17 protein-coding genes and 1 pseudogene are annotated in these 18,496 nt (G+C 45.9%); 7 read left to right on the forward strand and 11 right to left on the reverse strand.

What is annotated here, in order from left to right; all coding sequences use genetic code 11:
• Positions 1 to 19: 19 nt before the first annotated feature.
• From J5O05_RS08220 to J5O05_RS08235, 4 genes are all read right to left on the reverse strand, one after another.
• Entirely contained in the window at positions 20 to 3,409 is a 3,390-nt protein-coding gene (locus J5O05_RS08220; protein ID WP_208844365.1) for an SDR family oxidoreductase, read from the reverse strand.
• On the reverse strand, positions 3,373 to 4,398 hold the full coding sequence (locus tag J5O05_RS08225; protein ID WP_208844366.1) for an AMP-binding protein: 1,026 nt from the start codon (positions 4,396 to 4,398) through the stop codon (positions 3,373 to 3,375). The genes J5O05_RS08220 and J5O05_RS08225 overlap by 37 nt, the downstream gene beginning before the upstream one ends.
• A gap of 159 nt (positions 4,399 to 4,557) precedes the next feature.
• The gene (locus J5O05_RS08230; RefSeq protein ID WP_208844367.1) at positions 4,558 to 5,538 is read right to left on the reverse strand and encodes a diiron oxygenase; all 981 of its coding nucleotides are present in this window, start codon (positions 5,536 to 5,538) and stop codon (positions 4,558 to 4,560) included.
• Positions 5,539 to 5,614: 76 nt separating this feature from the next.
• Positions 5,615 to 6,898, reverse strand: coding sequence for an aspartate aminotransferase family protein (locus tag J5O05_RS08235; RefSeq protein WP_208844368.1), 1,284 nt, complete (start codon positions 6,896 to 6,898; stop codon positions 5,615 to 5,617).
• Positions 6,899 to 7,107: 209 nt separating this feature from the next.
• Here J5O05_RS08235 and J5O05_RS08240 point away from each other — a divergent pair, with 209 nt between their 5' ends.
• Positions 7,108 to 8,076 (forward strand): porin, encoded by a 969-nt coding sequence (locus J5O05_RS08240; protein ID WP_208844369.1) that lies wholly within the window; start codon positions 7,108 to 7,110, stop codon positions 8,074 to 8,076.
• Positions 8,077 to 8,140: 64 nt separating this feature from the next.
• On the opposite strand, the gene J5O05_RS08245 is transcribed toward J5O05_RS08240, so the two are convergent.
• The 4 genes from J5O05_RS08245 to J5O05_RS08260 form a co-directional block, all read right to left on the reverse strand.
• A complete protein-coding gene (locus tag J5O05_RS08245; protein WP_208844370.1) occupies positions 8,141 to 8,761 on the reverse strand; it encodes a dUTP diphosphatase in 621 nt (206 codons plus the stop codon).
• Positions 8,762 to 8,832: 71 nt separating this feature from the next.
• Positions 8,833 to 9,171 (reverse strand): hypothetical protein, encoded by a 339-nt coding sequence (locus tag J5O05_RS08250; protein ID WP_208844371.1) that lies wholly within the window; start codon positions 9,169 to 9,171, stop codon positions 8,833 to 8,835.
• A 15-nt stretch (positions 9,172 to 9,186) separates the two neighbouring features.
• Entirely contained in the window at positions 9,187 to 9,861 is a 675-nt protein-coding gene (locus tag J5O05_RS08255; RefSeq protein WP_208844372.1) for an SDR family oxidoreductase, read from the reverse strand.
• Positions 9,862 to 9,951: 90 nt separating this feature from the next.
• On the reverse strand, positions 9,952 to 10,752 hold the full coding sequence (locus J5O05_RS08260) for a VOC family protein (protein ID WP_208844373.1): 801 nt from the start codon (positions 10,750 to 10,752) through the stop codon (positions 9,952 to 9,954).
• 199 nt (positions 10,753 to 10,951) lie between these two features.
• Between J5O05_RS08260 and J5O05_RS08265 the strand changes: the two are divergent.
• Positions 10,952 to 11,327, forward strand: a pseudogene (locus J5O05_RS08265) (diacylglycerol kinase).
• Between the two features lie 35 nt (positions 11,328 to 11,362).
• Here the strand turns inward: J5O05_RS08265 and J5O05_RS08270 are convergent.
• A complete protein-coding gene (locus tag J5O05_RS08270) occupies positions 11,363 to 11,818 on the reverse strand; it encodes a thioesterase family protein (protein WP_208844374.1) in 456 nt (151 codons plus the stop codon).
• A gap of 102 nt (positions 11,819 to 11,920) precedes the next feature.
• On the opposite strand from J5O05_RS08270, the gene recQ reads away from it, so the two are divergent.
• The 5 genes from recQ to J5O05_RS08290 all read left to right on the forward strand — a co-directional run bounded on the left by recQ (position 11,921) and on the right by J5O05_RS08290 (position 16,464).
• Entirely contained in the window at positions 11,921 to 13,756 is a 1,836-nt protein-coding gene (gene recQ / locus J5O05_RS08275; RefSeq protein ID WP_425281512.1) for a DNA helicase RecQ, read from the forward strand.
• Positions 13,757 to 13,767: 11 nt separating this feature from the next.
• Complete coding sequence (locus J5O05_RS08280; RefSeq protein ID WP_208844376.1) at positions 13,768 to 14,049, forward strand: DUF3630 family protein; 282 nt, start codon at positions 13,768 to 13,770, stop codon at positions 14,047 to 14,049.
• Between the two features lie 66 nt (positions 14,050 to 14,115).
• Positions 14,116 to 15,093 carry a hypothetical protein gene (locus tag J5O05_RS22725; RefSeq protein ID WP_341874716.1) on the forward strand — a complete coding sequence of 326 codons (978 nt, stop codon included), beginning with the start codon at positions 14,116 to 14,118 and terminating at the stop codon, positions 15,091 to 15,093.
• Entirely contained in the window at positions 15,021 to 15,851 is an 831-nt protein-coding gene (locus J5O05_RS08285) for a BamA/TamA family outer membrane protein (RefSeq protein ID WP_341874717.1), read from the forward strand. Before J5O05_RS22725 ends, J5O05_RS08285 begins: the two co-directional genes overlap by 73 nt.
• Positions 15,852 to 15,903: 52 nt before the next feature.
• A complete protein-coding gene (locus J5O05_RS08290; protein ID WP_208844378.1) occupies positions 15,904 to 16,464 on the forward strand; it encodes a mechanosensitive ion channel domain-containing protein in 561 nt (186 codons plus the stop codon).
• A gap of 67 nt (positions 16,465 to 16,531) precedes the next feature.
• On the opposite strand, the gene J5O05_RS08295 is transcribed toward J5O05_RS08290, so the two are convergent.
• Positions 16,532 to 17,593 (reverse strand): succinylglutamate desuccinylase/aspartoacylase family protein, encoded by a 1,062-nt coding sequence (locus J5O05_RS08295; protein WP_208844379.1) that lies wholly within the window; start codon positions 17,591 to 17,593, stop codon positions 16,532 to 16,534.
• Complete coding sequence (gene rimK / locus J5O05_RS08300; protein ID WP_208844380.1) at positions 17,580 to 18,485, reverse strand: 30S ribosomal protein S6--L-glutamate ligase; 906 nt, start codon at positions 18,483 to 18,485, stop codon at positions 17,580 to 17,582. Before rimK ends, J5O05_RS08295 begins: the two co-directional genes overlap by 14 nt.
• Positions 18,486 to 18,496 lie beyond the last annotated feature (11 nt).

The following is an 18,496-nucleotide window of genomic DNA, read 5'->3' on the forward strand; positions in this document are numbered from 1 at the left end:
AATAAACATTGCTACATTTTTACGCTGAAGCTTTCAGCAAAACTGATGGATAATCCGGATTTTTGAAAATCCGTTTTCTCGTAAATTGGCCCAAGTGCAGTAGATCTGGGTCGGATTTCGAAATCGCCTTTTGTTCAATCAAGTGGCAGATGAATTTTTCAATCCAAGCCTCTGTTGGCTCCTCGAAACGACAACCCAATTTCTCCAACTTTCTGAGCGTGACACTGTGGTCGTAAATTACGTTGCGGGGGCTTCTCGAACTCCATAATTTGCCAAGTGCAAAATCGGAATCCACCGTACTGTCGAGCCATCCAAACACGTCACCAAAGGTTTTGTTTGTTGAGTGGTTTAACGTAAAGCCGTTATTCGCTAACGCTTTATAGAGCGCCTTCATGGAGAAATAATGCGGTGTATCCACATGGAAAACGCCCGGGGCTTGTTCGTGATCCAATGACAATTTCACAACGAAGGCAGCGACCACATCCACAGGACTTAAGTTGACCTCTTCGTCGATGCTGGTCGGCAATACCCCAACTTTTGCCGTGGCATTCAAAAATTGAATGAGGCGGTTTGCTTTGGAATTACGTTGGAACTTACCTGTTACAGAGTTACCGGATACGTTACCTGTTCGGTAAATATACGCACGGTAGCCCTCAACGATGTGGCTATTCACCAACTCTTCGGCTTGGTACTTGGTTTTCTCGTAACCGTTTTGGAAGTCTTGACCGATGTTGAGTGAGCTTTCTCTAAACTTCACCATGTCACGGTTCACACCACATACAGCCAGTGTCGACATGTAGTGCAGATCCTTAACTTTGCCCACTTTTGAGAAATTAATGATTTGTTTTAGAGGGACAATATTTGACTCATAAAACTCTTGCGTTGAGCCAATTAAGCGCGTGTCTGCGGCTAAGTGGTAAATCGCATCAACGACGTTTTTCAGCCCTTCATACTGTTCATCACGAAGGCCAAATTGCGTGCGTGTTAAATCACTCTCTAACACCGCAATACGGCCTGCATAGGTCTGCCAATCTTCATCACTGAAGTACCAACACCAATTTTCATATAGGCGTTCTGCGGCTGATTTGTCCGCTGAAGAGCGAACCAAACAGACAATTTCAGCCGACGTGGTATCTAGCAGCTCTTTTAAACAATGCACGCCGATAAACCCGCTTGCACCTGTGAGCAGAACCGTACCGTAGTGACGCTGATGCATTGACTCCGATGCTGAAATAAAGCCTTCAGGGCAATAATGAATTGCTCCTGTACTGGTTCCTTCCATTAATACCGGTGCCATTACCGTCGATTGGTCGACCAAAAGACTGTTTAAGCGGTCACGATAGCGTTCAAGTAGCGCAACGATCTGTGCTTTTTGGGTTTCATCGCAAACCGACGGATAGGAAATATCGACGACGTATTGCCCATGCATTTTTTGAATAGACACTTTGATGTCATGGAAACGAATATTATCTCGGCCACGACATGGCCCGATGTCCATCGTGCTAGGCGTTAAGGCTAAACGGTCGTCATGTGGGAAGTCTGTGTCACCCAAGTAATTAAAACAAATTGGTGCGTGGTAAAGCGTTTCAACATCTTCGATGTGTTTTACTTGCCAACTTTTTTCGACACCTAAATTGACTGCACTATCGAACTCTTTTTTGGTGTTCAACAATGTTTGGTCAATCACGTAAGCGTCCACATCCACTTCAAACGGATACGTTGAAGTATGCCACCCAACAACGCGTGAAATATCCACTTCTGGGTCAAACGACACACGGCCATGGCTTTCAACATCAATGCATACGCGGTTTGCGTTGTTCAACTTGCCGTATTCATGTGCCAATGTGCCAAGTAAAAGTGTATGCAGCGGGACGTTTTTAGCGGCTGATGCAGCCTCCAATTCAATCGAGTGTTCTTTGGAGTAGGCGAACCAAAACGTATGCGCGTTACCTTCTGTGTGCGGCATTTTTGACGCGAATACTGACGGCTTAGGATCTGCACTAACCGAGGAGGACGTGTCTTTTGCAATTGACGAATCAAGGTGGTCAACCCAATCCCAAAAGCTACAACGCACGGGGTTCGACACGATGTCGATCCCGTCAATTAAATCACCATAAAGCTGTGACAATTCACTGGTGATGATGCGCCATGAAATCACATCCACGCTGATGTGGTGTGCCACGAGCAACAAGTAACTTTCAGCATCGGTTGTTTCAAAAAGGTGTGCTTTAAACACTTCGCCAGACGCAAGGTTAATTGCCTCTTGTACCGCTGTTGATCGCGTTTTAATGAGTGTGCGATGATCTTCATTCGCAGGCAACGTAGAGCGGCTTAACACGCTATCAATTGACGCGTTGAGTGGTTTGGCAACGTAATGACCTTCTTGACGCGCAAATGAGGTTCGGAGCAATTCGTGCTGTTCACACAAAATCCCCATCGCCTGTTTCAACACGTCAAAATCAACACGCTGGTCGATGCGGAACATCAACGCTTGGTTGTACAGATCAGGTGACGCAAGCTCTTCTTTAAAGAAGAAATCTTGCGCGGCTGCGAACGCAGTCACTTCCGTACGCTCGACAACGTTACCCGCTTTATTCGCTGACTCGCGGTTTTTAACCACACTTTTGACAATGCCATCGATGGTCGGCGTGTTGTTAAAATCGAATGCCGACAGCGACAGTCCTTTATACTGAAGGTTCGCGACTAGTTGCACCGAATCAAGTGAGTTACCGCCTAATTCAAAGAAACTATCATGGATGGTGTACTCGGTTTTCGCGATGTATTTGTGGAATATCGGCTGTACGCCGAGGTAGACCTCTAACGCGACACCGTCATAATCTTGTTCAATTGACGGCGTGTCTGAGCTATTCGCTTGATTTGCCAATTCTTCCGTCAGTTTCTCGGTCAAGATAGCTTTGATGGCTTTAACGTCTGTTTTGCCATTCTCATTACGCGGGAAGTTTTCCAACACGTAAATGCGCTGTGGCACCATATAACCCGGCATGACGTCTTCAAGGCGAGCTGTCATATCCGCACATGGTTCACTCGGTGGCGTAATCGCGGCAACTAACCATTTCTTTTGGTTCAATTCAAAATACGCAGCCGATGCACCAAAGATAGGTAAGTTGTCACGCATCGTATTTTCAATACTTTCCAACTCAACTCGATAGCCATTGATTTTCACTTGGCGGTCTAAACGACCAATAAAGCTGGTGATACCATCCTCATCGATGTCTACGTAATCGCCCGTTTTGTAGCAACGCACGGCACGACCATCATTGAGTTCAATGGTAATAAAGCGATTCGCGTTTTCTTCTGGCAAATTACGGTAGCCTTTTGACACAGAAGGCCCTGCAATCAGTAATTCACCTTTTACCGAGCTTGAACGGTAGTGCCCTTGCTCATCCAAAATATAGAACGTCGTTTCGCCAAAAGGGATCCAATTGGGATCACATCACCTGGAATGTGCGACACATGTTCAAGGCTTTCTAAACGTAACGCGGCAACCCCAACGGTCGTTTCAGTTGGTCCATAGTGGTTAAATACGTTACTGACTGTGTTTGAATTCAACACCTTTTCAACGACGGTTTTGAGCAATGGCTCTCCACCAAAAACAAGGTATTCAAGGTGAGGGAATGGGTTACCACTCAATTGGTGCGCGTCCGAAACAGCAGACCAATGAGATGGGGTGATCTTCACAAATTCAATGCGGTTCGCAACAAAGTACTCGAATAACTTGATGGGATCTTTACGTGTGTATTGATCGATAAGGTGCAAGCTACCCGCTTTGTAGAGCGACAAAAACAATGAGGTGTTGCCAAGGTCCGCGGCTAACGTACTTAAATGACCATAGTTGAGTCCTTCAGGAACTTGCGTCAGTGTGGCAATAGACTGAGTGTAGTGCTCAATATTCCCGTGACTCACTTTTACGCCTTTTGGCTTGCCAGTAGACCCGGAGGTATACAGCACATAGGCAACGTCTTCTTGCGCTAATTCTGGCAAGGTAATGTCGTCAGATGTTGCACGTGTCAATTCTTCAAAAATAAAACATGGCACGACGTCAGAGAATATCGCCGCTTCCTTCGCATCCGCTAAGACGAAATCAGGTTCAATGTTTTTTGTGTGAGTCACGCATTCAATGCGCTTCTCTGTCATTTCTACGATGGTGTAGGCAGCGCCTGATAGCATGACAGCAAACATGCTTACAACGGTGTTGATGCCACGATCTGAATAAATCGCAATAACATCACCACGTGATACGCCTAAACGTACAAGATTTTTGGCCATCATCGTCGCTTGAGTCGCCAATTGAGCGTACGTAACGCTTTTTCCTTGGGCGACTACAGCATTATCATGTTCAAATTTTAATGCGTTGTTTAATAAGGCTTGTACTATCATTTTGCTTAACTCCCCTGTGCAGAGAACATTCATACCTCGGTATTAAGCACGTCGTCTGGTTTTAGCTTCCCTGACAAGAGGTATGTCATTTCATTGATTTAAAGTGAGCAAGCGGTCACGAGAGTGACACTCTCGCCACGCCTGCCTGCACTTTGGAAATTAAACGTTATGGCCGTGAGCAATGAACGCTTGCTTTGTCTTCTCGTGGTTCAATAAACCCATTTTTTCAACACACTCAACAAGTTGAAGAGTTGTCTTTTCAATGTATGCGTTCATTTTGCCAAGATAAACTTCTGCCGTGTCATCCAGAATTTGCTGTGTTTCAGCGTCAGTGAAACCACTTGCTAACAACACTTTGCGGTCGAAATCTCGCTCTTCGTCGCCTTTCAAGTATTCGTCGATGTACGCAGGTAAGAACTGACCGATTTCATCTTTAACTACGTCAGGTAATTTCACCCAGTAGTTTGTCGTTGCCGTCATGAAGAAACTCGCGTGGCGACCTTCGTCCGCTACGTGGTCTGTCATCACTTGGTTAAAGGTTTCAGTCGCGCTCTTTTCTTCCCCAATCGCCAACAAATCTTTTGTTAACGTGTGTTCAGCAAGCGTGACTGACAGTAGTTGGAAATGGTGATGAATTTCTGAACTCAATACCTGATATGCGTGGCGTACAGCATCTAAGTTGCCATTTGTTTGTGGTACTTCAAGCGGTTGAATTGCATTTTGCTCTTTCATTTGCATGATGAAATCCAATGCAACGTATGCGTGGTAGCCTTCGTCAATCACGATAGCTAACGCTTCACGTTTGGTGACATCGCTGAAGCCTTCAATCACGTTATTAACGATGTTTAATGAACAGTCGATAACAAAACGCGTTTCCAACAAACCGATTTCATACATGTAGCGATACGCTGATTGCGCCAAAATATAAGAAATTGTCTCTTTACCTTTGTTGATCACCATTGGGTGTGACACTAAAGGCTGACGTGATGGTGGGAAAATGTATTCATCACTGTTTAAGCTTGGCACGATGATACGATCGGTTGTTCTCACCGTCGCTTTTCGGTACCAATGCTTAATGTTGTTTGCTTCTTTCTTCACGTTTTCTACGTTTGGTAGAATTTTGGTTGCTAAATTGCTCATGGTTTAGATCCTTTAAAATTGGTATTCAAAATTGAGTCGGTGCGCTTTGCTACAGGAAGCGCACGCGGTAATTCATTTACTTAATTTGTTCTGCGATCGATACCGCTAACGCTTCAGCAAAACGGATGATGTCGTCGTTTGTATGTGCATCATTCAAGAAAATTGGCTCTTCTAAACTCGGTGCCATTAGGAAACCTTTTTCACGCATCGCTAAATGCACGTTTTTATAGATTTCGTATTCTTGTTGTTTCACATCGGAATAGTTCTGCATGTCTGCAGCAGAACGTCTAAATGCGATGCCAGAAAGCGCACCAAAGCGAGTAAAGTGGAATGGGATGTCGTATTTTTCGAAATTCTGTTTGATTTCTTTTTCAAGCAACGCGCCTTTTTCATCCATTGCTTCATAGAAACCAGGCTTAGCCATCAAATCTAGCGCTGCATTGCCTGCAGCCATGGTGATTGGGTTGCCTGCAAACGTACCTGATTGGAACACTTTGTTGCCGATTTCGACTAACTTCATGAACTTCTCTTTACCACCGTACGCACCAACTGGAGCGCCACCGCCAATGATTTTGCCGAACGTCGTTAAATCTGGGTCAACACCGAGTAACGCAGACACGCCACCAAAGCGGAAACGGAAGCCAGTCACAACCTCGTCGAAGATGAACAGTGAACCGTAATCTGTACACAACTGTCTGATGTCTTGGTGGAAGTTTGCGTGAGGTTTAACAAACCCCATGTTTGTTGCGAATGGCTCAACAATAACAGCTGCAATTTCATGACCACGTTCTTCGAAAATTTGACGTAGTTGTTCAGAGTTATTGTATTCACACATGATCACGTTGTTTTCAGCAACACCGTTTGTAGTGCCTTTCACAGCCACCGCAACATTGCCGCCTGGTTGCGCTAACAATGCGTCTGCATGACCATGATATGAGCCAACAAAGCGGACGAAATATTTACGGTCGGTATACGCTCGTGCGATACGAAGTGCTGTCATAACCGCTTCGCTTCCGCTCACAACAAAACGAAGTTTGTCGATAGCCGGTGTGCTTTCCACAATCTTTCTCGCCAGCTCTTTCTCTATTTCTGTAGAAAGCCCCACAACTAGACCTTTGTCTAGCTGAGCTGCGACTGCTTGAGAGATTTCTTCACGTGAATGGCCAAGGAAAATTGCGCCAAAACCACTTAGAAAGTCCGTGTACTCACGGCCGTCTACGTCAATGATTTTCGTGCCTTTCGCTGATTCCAAAATGATTGGGTCACCGCCCACAAGAGAGAACGTTCTCATCGGTGAACTCACGCCATTTGGAATGTATTTGTTTGCTTCGTTAAAGATAATTTCTGATTTACGGGTCATTTTATGGCCTACATATAATTAAAGTATTCGTTGCTCACTCAGCGCATTCGCCATTCGGTTCGTTCAATAAGTGTGCGTGTTTATGAGGCCAATTATTCTTGCATTGCTCGAAAGCAACAACTGCAACATGTTACAGTAGATTAACTTATCGCCTTAAAGTTTAATAATTTGTAAATTTAAACAAGTTGTAAAACCGATACTTACCCGCTATGAAATTAATCACTCACGCCTGCACTACGGCACTTTTACTCGTCGCCACACCGCTTTTTGCGGCATCACCTTCTTTAACCTCTTATGGCATTGTCGCGCTGGCTGGCGAAGACGTTCAGTACACGGATGAGTCGTTGTCGGATGACAGCAGTGCGTTTCGAAGTAAGGCATCACGGATTGGTGTAAAAGGTGAAGAAGCGTTTTCTGACAGTGAGCACGCCTTCTATTTATTGGAATATGGTGTGAACTTGAAGACACAAAAAAAGGACGACTCGTTTTTCTTACGCGAAGCCGTTGTAGGACTTAAAAATCAATATGGTAGTCTCAAGCTCGGTTTCAGTAATACCCCATTTAAACTGTCTCAAGGCCGCGTTGATGCATTTAACGATGTAGTTGATTTAAGGACTTTTTTACCCGGTGAATACGTTGAAAACATGGTGGTCATCGAATCCGCGCCTCTTCACGGTGTCAGCGCTGCTGTTGCCTATGTGTTGGTTGATAAAGACGGGGATGCGCGTGAACGCCGAGGAACCTCTAGCAGCATTAAATACCAACTCGACAACCTTTATGTTGCACTGGCTTATGAACAAAACATTACGCAACAAGATCTGCTCAGATTATCGGCAACCTATCAGTATGAACAGTGGCAAATCGGGGTGTTAACTGAACAGAGTGTCGCGACGGAAAACAATCTCGACAAGCAATCCGGCCAACTGGTCAGTGTGCTCTATCATTTAGACAAATTAACGTTCAAAGCGCAGTGGATAAATGCTCGCTTTACTACGGGTATCAAATCCTTCTACGGGATTAAGGGTGATAACAATGCAAGCGTCACGTTGGGTGTAGATTACCACCTCAGCCAACATAGCACGCTGATGTTCTATGGCGCTCATGGTGAGGCAAAGTCCAATCAAAATGATAAACAGGAAGCGGATGTCATTGGCCTTGGCATGCGTGTCACGTTTTAGTGGGAAAGTGAAAAGCAATGGTTCGGGCACCAATAGGTGCCCGATGGGGTGTAGAGCTAAATCATTAAGCTGGATAGCGAGACTTTAAGCCTTCGTACACTTGCGTCGCGAAGTCAGACGCACTGGTATCAAGTGATTTAACCACTTCAACGAGATGTTCGTTATCTTCTTTGCCATCCCAAACTTTGATGTAAGTACCGTCTTTATACCCGAAATCTTGACGGAAGAAATTCAACGTATTCTTACCAACATAACCACGATATAAATCATCAAATGACATACCGATTTGAGCCATACAACCAGCAAATGCCTGCGCATCAAAACGTTTTTCAGTCACTGCTGCACCCGCTAGTTTTTCGAGCGTTACTTTAAAGTCTTCGCCTTGGACTGGCGCGTCTAGCTCCGTGTGTAAATGCGCCGCGATGTCCGCAAAGGATGTTTTGCCATCAATACGCAGTGACAATCCAAAATGGAAAATATCCACCAGCTCAAGGATCACTTGTTCTGTGTCCGGCGTTTGCTTTTTCCACCATTTCCAACCGTAGTGGTCCAACATTTCTGCACATTCAACCCAAATAGCACGATACCAATCAAAGCCTTGGTCAAACCAACTTTCATGTACTTTGGTGTTCATCGCATTTTGCATTTCAAGCATAACAACTAGTTTTGCAACGTTTGTAGACATCTTCCACTCTCTTCAATTTCTTTGTTTTTATCATACGCTATGGCAAGCGGCTCGCTCAACTTTCAACGCGCTTAGGCGGTCAGTAATTCCATTGGTGGAGACACAAACAATTTACCGGTTGGCACTTCAACAACCGCGCTCAGTACAGGTCCATGATTTAACAGTAGCTGTACATCAAGGTCACCTTCTATCGTCTTGGCAAACGCGCTATTCAATGCCTCAACATTAAACTGCTCAACATGAATGCTAACACTTTCTTCTTCTGTTGGTTCTTGCGATAACGCTTCAATCGCATCATCCGCCAATACGACGGTGAGTTCTAAATCCGCAGCATTCATATCGCGAGTGGCGAGTGTGTCATTGAGTTCAAACAACCCAAAAGTCAGCACAATCTTATTTTCTTCGTTCACGAGTTATTTCCTAAATTACCAAGGCAACGCTTCGCCATTTGCATGCCAAAAGCGACCCGTATTATCTAAATTCAACGCATCAATTCGAGTAATTAATCGATCTGCCGCTTCGCTTGGCGAAATATCACCTGCAAACCCTACCATTTGAGTTTGCACAAACCCAGGATGCAATAACGCAAGGGCGATGCCTTTTGGTTTCAGTTCGTGCGACAAACTAACACTCGCCGCATTCAATGCCGCTTTCGACATACGATAGCCAATGTAACCGCCTGAACTATTGTCTGCAATTGAGTCCATACGACTTGTGATCATGGCCACTTTACTACCAGAGTTCAAGCACGCGCAAAGCGCATGCGTTACCCGAATTGGGGCGATGGCGTTTACTTGAAGCTGCTGTTCTAACGCATCAAAATCGAGGCTGTCTAATGTCTCGTTGTGGAAAAGCCCAGCATTATTGATCAAAAGATGGATTGCACGCCCTGCCATGTATTGTGCAAGCTTGGCGACATCATTGGCTTTGGTGACGTCTATTCCTTCTAGAATGTCCACGCCTAACTGACGAAGTTCAGGAGATGAAGTCCGAACAACCGCGACAACAGAATAGCCGAGGCGCTGGTACTGCTCACATAATGCCAACCCAATCCCTCGGCTTGCACCAGTAATAACCACGGTTTGCTGTGTGTGTGCCATTGTCTCTTCCCATCAAAAATAAAGGGGCATTATAGCCCCATCGAATACTTATACCAATTAATGCAAGGATACGAGATTATTTTTTTGCGCCTAAGCCAACTCAACATCGCCCATTGACGACTGAATAATCGAGAATACGGCCCCACTCGGATCGGTGATCACAGCAAATCGTCCAACCTCGGGAATGTCTGTCGCCGGAACACACACCTCACCGCCCAAGTTGATGACGTTGTCCACCATAGCATCGGTGTTTGCAACGGCAAAATAGACCATCCAATGTGCAGGAATATCTCCCCATTCTTCAGTCATTTCCATGAGTCCTGCGATAGGCTGGCCATGTTGACAAAACAACGAGTACTCCATGCCCTCCATTGGTTTTATCTGGACTTCCCAATCAAACAGCGCACTGTAAAACGCTCGACTTTTTGACGCATTTTTACTCGCCAGTTCATGCCAGTAAGGCACATTGGTTTCTAATTTCCGTTGCGTGCCCATGTGTTCACTGCCCTGCCATAAAGCGAACACCGCACCACCCGGTTCATTCAACATAACCATACGCCCGGCGCCCGGCACATCATGGGGACCATGAATGATCTCAGCCCCGAGGGCGGTGGCCTTTACAGCCATTTCATCCACGTTGTTCACAGCGATATAAAGTAGCCAGTGACTTGGGATTTGCTCAGCTTGTTGAGAGGCCATCATCTGATACATTGCCGCGACATCAACCCCGTCTTTTTGGGTAATGGTGTAAAAGCAATCGGCTCCAATGGGTTGATCAATCGATGTCCAATTAAATAAGGTTTGGTAAAATTGTTTAGCGGCTTTCCAATCACTTGAACAAAGCTCTGCCCAGCAAAATGTGTGAACGGGTGAAGACGAAACGATAGCCATAATTTTGCTCCTAATTAGCGTTCTGTCAGTTAAGCAGAATCTCACTATTTCGCAACTTGCACTTCTTTACAGATTTTCCGTTGCAGAGCCAATATGGATGCATTACCCTGTCCCGCAAAGTCAGAGGGGTCGCAAACTCCATTATTTGGATAGTCATCTCCTTAACACCATTTACTCATTTAACCTCAAGAGATAAAGCATGATAAACAAGCCCAACGGTGACGGTATTCTGCGTGTGATTAAAGCCACTGATTGTTCTCGAAAAGGCATGATTGCCGCATGGCAAAACGAGGCTGCTTTCAGACAAGAGGCGATGCTTGCATTGGTTATGTTGCCAGGTTCATTTTGGCTGGCACAATCTTTAGGTCACTGGGCATTGCTGGTGAGCGTATTGCTGTTGGTGATGATTGTTGAACTGCTCAACTCAGCTATCGAAGCCTTAACCGATCGGGTAAGTTTAGAGCGTCACGAATTGTCTGGGCGCGCCAAAGACATGGGACTCCGCTGCTGTGACATTCAGCTTGACGATCGTTGCGCTCGTGTGGGGCACGGCACTGTACGATAAACTTGTCTAGCAACTGGTAAAGCGAGGCATTCGCTTCGCTTTTGGCTATCCAACTAAGTAAGTTGCTGTACCGAAGGCAATTTGTACACCTTCATCATTGTGTAATTCCATCCGACATACACACACTTTATTACCCGAACGTATGAGCTGTGCGCTGGCCACAAACGAATCACCACGTCCTGGACGAATAAAATCCGTGCGAATATCAATCGTCCCTAATGTGGCCAGTTTGCTTGGTACGGTGTGAAGTTCCGAGTCGGGGAGTTTATCAATGATGGATGCCGCCGCTAACATTCCGCCCACGTTATCCAAAACGGCTGAAATAACCCCACCATGAAGGATTTTCTGCGTTGGATTGCCAATAAATTCATCTTTCCAAGGCAAGACGATTTCTGCCCGCTCAGCATTCAACACCGCAACCGAAATACCGAGAAATTGGTTGTACGGCATTTGGTTTACAAAAATCCATTCAACCTTATCCATTAATGCTTTTTTATCCATGAGCTTATCCAACACGACTGGTACGATGAGTTTACCCTACTCGCTTTCTCTTGCCGCATCAACCTAAAAAAGCTAAAGACATCCCCTACAAAAACTTCTAGAATGCCCCGCATGAACCAGATAGCCACTCCTATGCCTGTTACGCCTGATGTGCAATCTATTTTGAATGACGTTTTCGGCTATCACGAGTTTCGTGATGGTCAACGCGATGTTATTCAAGCAGCACTCAGCGGCAAAGACAGTTTAGTTTTGCTTCCAACCGGAGGTGGAAAATCCCTTTGCTATCAAGTTCCTGCTTTAGCACTCAGTGGACTCACGGTTGTTGTATCCCCACTGATATCTTTAATGCAAGACCAAGTTGCACAGTTACAAGCGTTGGGTGTTGCCGCGGAATTCATCAATAACAGTGTTGCCCGCGAAGACCAAGTAGACATCTATCGCCGCTTGCACGATGGTGAAATTAAACTGCTTTACGTTGCGCCTGAAAAAGTGCTGCAACGTGAGTTTATCGAGCGCTTGCACCATTTGCCGTTATCCCTGTTTGCCATTGATGAAGCGCACTGCGTCTCTCATTGGGGCCATGATTTTCGACCTCATTATTGTCAACTGAAACAACTCAAGCACGCTTTCCCAAATGTCCCAATGATGGCATTAACCGCCACTGCAGACACCGCAACACGGCGCGATATTGTGCATCAGCTTGCTCTGCAAAACCCGTTTATCTATACGGGGAGCTTTGATCGCCCTAACATTCGTTACACCATCGAAGAAAAATTTAAACCGATGGCGCAGCTGATGCGTTATTTGCGAACTCAACAGGGTCAAAGTGGCATTATCTATTGCACTAGTCGCAAACGCGTCGATGAAGTCGCCGAAAAGTTGAGCGAAGCGGGATTTAATGTTGCAGCTTACCATGCGGGTTTATCAAACGAAGAACGGCAATTTGTACAAAGCGGCTTTTCTCGTGACGACATCCATATTGTGGTTGCAACTGTGGCGTTTGGCATGGGGATCAACAAGCCCAATGTGCGTTTCGTTTTACATTATGACATTCCTAAAAGCGTTGAAGCCTATTATCAAGAAACAGGTCGGGCTGGCCGAGATGGACTGGCTGCCGAAGCAATTATGTATTTTGACCCTGCGGATATTGGGCGCGTGCGTCGCTTTTTTGAAGACATTGAAGACGAGCATCGTCGACGAGTCGAAGAACAACGCTTTTCTGCTATGGCTGCTTTTGCTGAAGCGCAAACCTGTCGACGCCAAATTCTCTTAAACTACTTCAGTGAATATCAGCGCAACCCTTGCGGTAACTGCGACATCTGCCTTAACCCACCAAAGCGATTTGATGGTACGCTGGTCGCGCAACAAGCGCTATCCTGTGTGTATCGTGCTGAACAACGATTTGGCTTTGGTTACATCGTTGATGTACTGCGTGGTGCAAACACGAGTCGCATCCGCGACAACCAGCATCATGCGCTCAGTACCTATGGAATTGGAAAAAATCACAGCAGCGAATATTGGCTCAGCGTATTGCGGCAACTCGTCCACCATGGCTTGCTGGAACAAGATATCACGCAAGGTGCTACGTCGCGATTAACCGAAGCGTCTCGAGCGGTGCTACGCGACGAATACACGTTAGAGTTAGCCGAACCACGCTTACAAGCAGTGCACGTATACGAAGACAAATTGGCCAAGTTCAGTTACGACCGTAAACTCTTTGCGAAGTTAAAAAGCTTGCGCAAAGAACTGGCGGATGCCGATGACGTTCCACCGTATGTGGTCTTTAACGATAAAACACTGGCTGAAATGGCTCAGAAAACTCCAACGACAGACAGCGAGTTTTTGAAAGTGTCCGGTGTTGGCTTCACCAAATTAATGAAATACGGTGGGCCATTTATGCAGCTCATCGAGAATCACCTCGCTTTAGATGAATCCTAACAAAGGCCATTATGACCACGCTTCACTTTGATGAACAACACGCCATTATTTGGGTTAAACCAGACCTGTTTCCGTACCAAGAAGAGTTTGAGCTTTGGGCGACCGTCTTTTTGCATCATGATGCGTTAACTTGGCTTGAAATGCATACGGGAGCAGATCGCTGCCAAGTTCGATTTCGTTTTCAAGAAGAGAGCTTTAATCTCAATTACGATTATTACTCGGACAGCATTTGGATAAACCCTGAAGGGATAGAAGCGGAGGCTTTACTGCTTCAACTTCACAAAATATTTTAAGCAAACTCGCCTGCGCCCATTACACTTAAAAGAAAACCATCTTTACAAAGTTATAAAGGGCGCACAATGCAACTTGCTGTTTTTGAAAGCCTAACATTCAACGCTCCTCGCAGCTTAAGGCGTGCGTACGGTGTTGTTTGGTTCAGCATTTGCTTACTGAGCGCCCCACTTATGGCACAGGATTTTAGCAATGAAGCCTGCGCCAATGCGCACGATAAAAATCAAGAATCGCTGGCGCCAAATCGCCAAATTTTAGAAGCCAGTCCACTCCCAAATCGCCAGCCTAAGCGCACGATTCACCACATTGAGCTTGTGCAATTAAACGTTTTCAACACCGATTTACCCGAAGAAAATAACGCCTTGTTTCGGTTCGCTAATCGCGCGCACATTCAAACTGAAGCAGAAGTCATTAAGCAGGTTTTACTGTTTCAAGAAGGTGATGAGTATTTGCCCGAAAAATTAATGGAAAGCGAACGTTTATTGCGTCAACAACGCTACCTTTACGATGCTCGCATTTACGCCGATGTAGCCTGTGAAGGAGACATTCACGTCACCGTGGTCACGCGTGATTTATGGACTTTATTACCCGATCTCGGTTTTAGCCACAGCGGTGGCGAAAGCAAAAGTCGCATTGGATTTCGAGAAACAAATTTACTGGGAAAAGGGAAGCGCTTGTCGCTCACCTACACCACGGATGAAAGCCGAAAAGGGTACCTATTCGTCTACGAAGACCCCAATATTTGGGAGCTTCTCGTTATACTGGTCGCCTTGATTACGCCGACAATGACGATGGGCAAATGCACATGTTGTCGATGGCCTACCCTTTTTACGCACTCGATACGCCCTACGCCTATGGTTTTGCTACGAGTTCAAATAAGCGGACTGAATCTTTGTATGAACGCGGTGAAGTTGTTCATGAATTCAGTCAGCAAACTGACCTCCATCAAATCTATTTTGGGCACTCAACGACCGTGGCGAAAAATTGGACTCGCCGCCTCCTTTTTGGCTATCAAGAAGATAAAGAACGCTTTACTTCTCTTTTAGCCAGCACTCGAGCCTTACCCGCAGACCGCAGTGCTCGTTATCCTTACATTGAATACAACTGGCTTGAAAACGCGTACGTCAAAGTCCGCAATGTAGACTCGATTTTTCGAACCGAAGATTTACAGCTAGGGTGGAATATCAGTGCAAAATTAGGGTATTCGGATAAAGGGCTAAGTGACGACGAATCGCGATGGTTGTATTGGCTTTTTGCCTCGAAATCACACTACGTCAATGATCGCAGTCTCGTAAAATTTAGTGCACTAAGCCAAGGTGCATGGAAGGTCGACAGCAGTGACGCTGAAAATCAACTCCTGCAGCTTGGGCTTCAATACTACTATAACGATAGCGCGACTGAATCTTGGTTTGCCAACCTTGAATACCAACACATTCGCAAGATGACGCTAGATAAACAACTCACTCTTGGCGGTGAAACCGGACTTCGTGGTTACCCCGCTCATTACCTCCAAGGTGATTCGAAATGGTTACTGAATTTAGAAAAGCGCTACTATTGGGAATACGATTTATGGCAGTTATTTAAAGTCGGCGGTGCACTGTTCGTCGATATTGGCAAAACAACGGGTAAACCCCTTTTTCAACCGGAACTGGGTACTCTCAGTGATGCGGGTTTCGGTCTTCGACTCGCACCGAGCCGCGCTAATTCAAATTTAATGCTGCACATGGATATTGCTTGGCCGATACAAAAAGACGAAAAAGTCGACTCAATGCAATGGCAATTTACCGTGAAAAATCGCTTTTAACGGCCAATTTATTTATCCTAAGCGTTCTCATTGCAAAGGAGCATTTTCTGGCATGGAAATCATCCAATTTCTACAAAGCCAATATCGTCTGATCATTACCTTACTGGTGTTACTCAGCTTTCCACTGTTTCAATCTGCATCAGTGCGCATTCTTGCCAAAGTAACTCGAGGAAAAATTGATGAACATCGTCAGTTTCGCGCGGAGTTACTACTGAAAATCATTGTGGCCATCATTTTATTCTGCGCGTTGCTGGTGTTTTGGGGCATTGAATTAAAAGGCCTGTTGGTCGTGGGGTCGTCACTCTTTGCTGTCGCGGGTGTCGCACTGTTTGCAGGATGGTCGCTGCTATCAAACCTGACTTCATTTCTAATTATGTTCGTACAGAATGACTATAAAGTGGGCACATGGGTTCGTGTCGTTGATGGGGCTAACTTTATGGAAGGTCGCATTGTTGAAATGGGATTGATGAATGTGATGTTACGACATGTTGATGGCCACAAAATTGTGTACCCAAACAACTTGTTTGTGACGCGTCCAGTGCTTGTTTTGAATGACGAACCACAAAAACCAAAAGTGATCGCGCCGAAACGCACATTGGGGCCAAAAAAATAAGTCGTGAAGTAAAACAAGAGAGATTGGTTTACTTGCGGCCAATCTCTCAAAAACCGCTCAGCCCAGTTTAGGAATTACCATAAAAATCAGCGCTCTTCAGTTCATCAAAATCACTGACTTCATCAATAAAATCTTCCAACTGCTGCTCAACCAAGCTGTTTGCATGCGCAAAATACGCAAGATGAAAGACCGCATCACCTTCATTCACTAATGGCAGCGTTTGTTGGCCTATCACAATCCCACTTCGCGGTGCGACACACTGCACCTCATTACTGCCAAGCGGGTTATCAATAAAGGCGAGTACTTGCCCTTTCGCAACGCGTTCACCTAGGCTTACTTGCGCTCGTACAATGCCATCCGTATCCGCACGGACCCAACTCGTTGCCGCGGCGATGACCGGGTCCGCTTTACGCTTTTTGCCACGCCCTTTTATCATCTTGAGCTTTCGCATGACGTTTTCAACGCCTAACAGTCCCGCCCCGATGGCAATCGGGTCAAAGCGTAATGCTTCACCAGCTTCGTAAGTCACCACAGGGATCCCCATACTAGCCGCTTCACTGCGTAAAGAGCCATTTCGTAACGACGCATCGATGACCACTGGCGTACCGAATGCTTTCGCCATTTCAGCGGCATCTTGGTTACTTAAGTCGGCACGAATTTGCGGTAAGTTTGAGCGATGGATTGCCCCGGTATGTAGGTCAATAATGTGCGTGCATTTCCCGACGACTTGGCGGTAAAAAATCTCAGCCATGCGCGCCCCTAAAGAGCCTCGAACAGATCCTGGGAAACACCGGTTCAAATCTCGTCTGTCTGGCAGATAACGTGATTTATGGATGAAACCAAACACGTTCACAACCGGTACGGCAATAAGCGTACCTTGCAGGGTTCTTGGGTCAATTTTGGAGAGTAGCTGGCGCACAATTTCGACACCATTCAATTCGTCACCATGGATGGCAGCGCACACCAAAAGTACAGGCCCTTTGAGCACACCGTTAACAACCTCAATCGGGATCGTCAGCGGCGTGTGGGTGTATAATTTAGATACTTCCAAATCAAGCGTCCGCCTTTCGCCGACGCCTACGGTCGTATCTAAAAGAGTAAAGGGTTGGTTTATCTTACCCCTCGGCACGAGTCGACCCTTTGCGTTGTTGAAGCGTTTTATCTATGTAGTCGATGATCATACCCGCAATGTCTTTACCTGTTGCCGTTTCAATACCTTCAAGACCAGGTGAAGAGTTAACCTCCATAACCAATGGTCCACGCTCTGAACGCAGTAAGTCAACACCCGCAACGCCAAGGCCCATTGCTTTTGCAGCTTTAACCGCCGTTCGGCGCTCTTCAGGCGTAATACGGACCAGCGCAGCCGAACCACCACGGTGTAGATTAGAACGGAACTCACCTTCTTGCGCTTGACGCTTCATTGATGCAATCACTTTGTCGCCAATGACAAAACAACGAATGTCCGCACCACCCGCTTCTTTAATGTACTCTTGCACCATGATGTTGGCTTTAAGGCCCATAAACGCTTCAATTACGCTTTCTGCCGCTTTACGCGTTTCCGCAAGCACCACACCAATGCCTTGCGTACCTTCAAGTAATTTAATGACCACCGGCGCACCACCGACCATCGTTAAAAGATCTTTAACGTCATCAGGCTTGCTCGCGAATCCAGTAATTGGCATGCCTACGCCGCGCTTTGACAAAACCTGGAGCGAACGTAATTTATCGCGCGAGCGTGTAATCGCGACTGAGCCATTAGGCGTATACACATCCATAGATTCAAACTGACGCAAAACCGCACAGCCATAGAATGTCACCGATGCGCCGATGCGTGGAATAACTGCATCAAAATTCGTTAATTCTTCACCTTTGTAATGAATCTCAGGTTTATCCGAATTAATGTTCATGTAACAACGCAGTGCATCGATCACTTCCACTTCGTGACCACGTTGTTGCGCCGCTTCGATTAATCGTTTGGTTGAATATAGGGATTTGTTGCGTGAGAGCACACCTATCTTCATAATCTTGTAAG

The organism is Pseudoalteromonas xiamenensis, assembly GCF_017638925.1.
Classification (GTDB): domain Bacteria; phylum Pseudomonadota; class Gammaproteobacteria; order Enterobacterales; family Alteromonadaceae; genus Pseudoalteromonas; species Pseudoalteromonas xiamenensis.

Coding starts and splice junctions, on each gene's coding strand:
- J5O05_RS08225 (WP_208844366.1), bottom strand. CDS start 4,398: ATGATAGTACAAGCCTTATTAAACAACGCATTAAAATTTGAACATGAT.
- J5O05_RS08230 (WP_208844367.1), bottom strand. CDS start 5,538: ATGAGCAATTTAGCAACCAAAATTCTACCAAACGTAGAAAACGTGAAG.
- J5O05_RS08235 (WP_208844368.1), bottom strand. CDS start 6,898: ATGACCCGTAAATCAGAAATTATCTTTAACGAAGCAAACAAATACATT.
- J5O05_RS08240 (WP_208844369.1), top strand. CDS start 7,108: ATGAAATTAATCACTCACGCCTGCACTACGGCACTTTTACTCGTCGCC.
- J5O05_RS08245 (WP_208844370.1), bottom strand. CDS start 8,761: ATGTCTACAAACGTTGCAAAACTAGTTGTTATGCTTGAAATGCAAAAT.
- J5O05_RS08255 (WP_208844372.1), bottom strand. CDS start 9,861: ATGGCACACACACAGCAAACCGTGGTTATTACTGGTGCAAGCCGAGGG.
- J5O05_RS08260 (WP_208844373.1), bottom strand. CDS start 10,752: ATGGCTATCGTTTCGTCTTCACCCGTTCACACATTTTGCTGGGCAGAG.
- J5O05_RS08270 (WP_208844374.1), bottom strand. CDS start 11,818: ATGGATAAAAAAGCATTAATGGATAAGGTTGAATGGATTTTTGTAAAC.
- recQ (WP_425281512.1), top strand. CDS start 11,921: ATGCCCCGCATGAACCAGATAGCCACTCCTATGCCTGTTACGCCTGAT.
- J5O05_RS08280 (WP_208844376.1), top strand. CDS start 13,768: ATGACCACGCTTCACTTTGATGAACAACACGCCATTATTTGGGTTAAA.
- J5O05_RS22725 (WP_341874716.1), top strand. CDS start 14,116: ATGCAACTTGCTGTTTTTGAAAGCCTAACATTCAACGCTCCTCGCAGC.
- J5O05_RS08290 (WP_208844378.1), top strand. CDS start 15,904: ATGGAAATCATCCAATTTCTACAAAGCCAATATCGTCTGATCATTACC.
- rimK (WP_208844380.1), bottom strand. CDS start 18,485: ATGAAGATAGGTGTGCTCTCACGCAACAAATCCCTATATTCAACCAAA.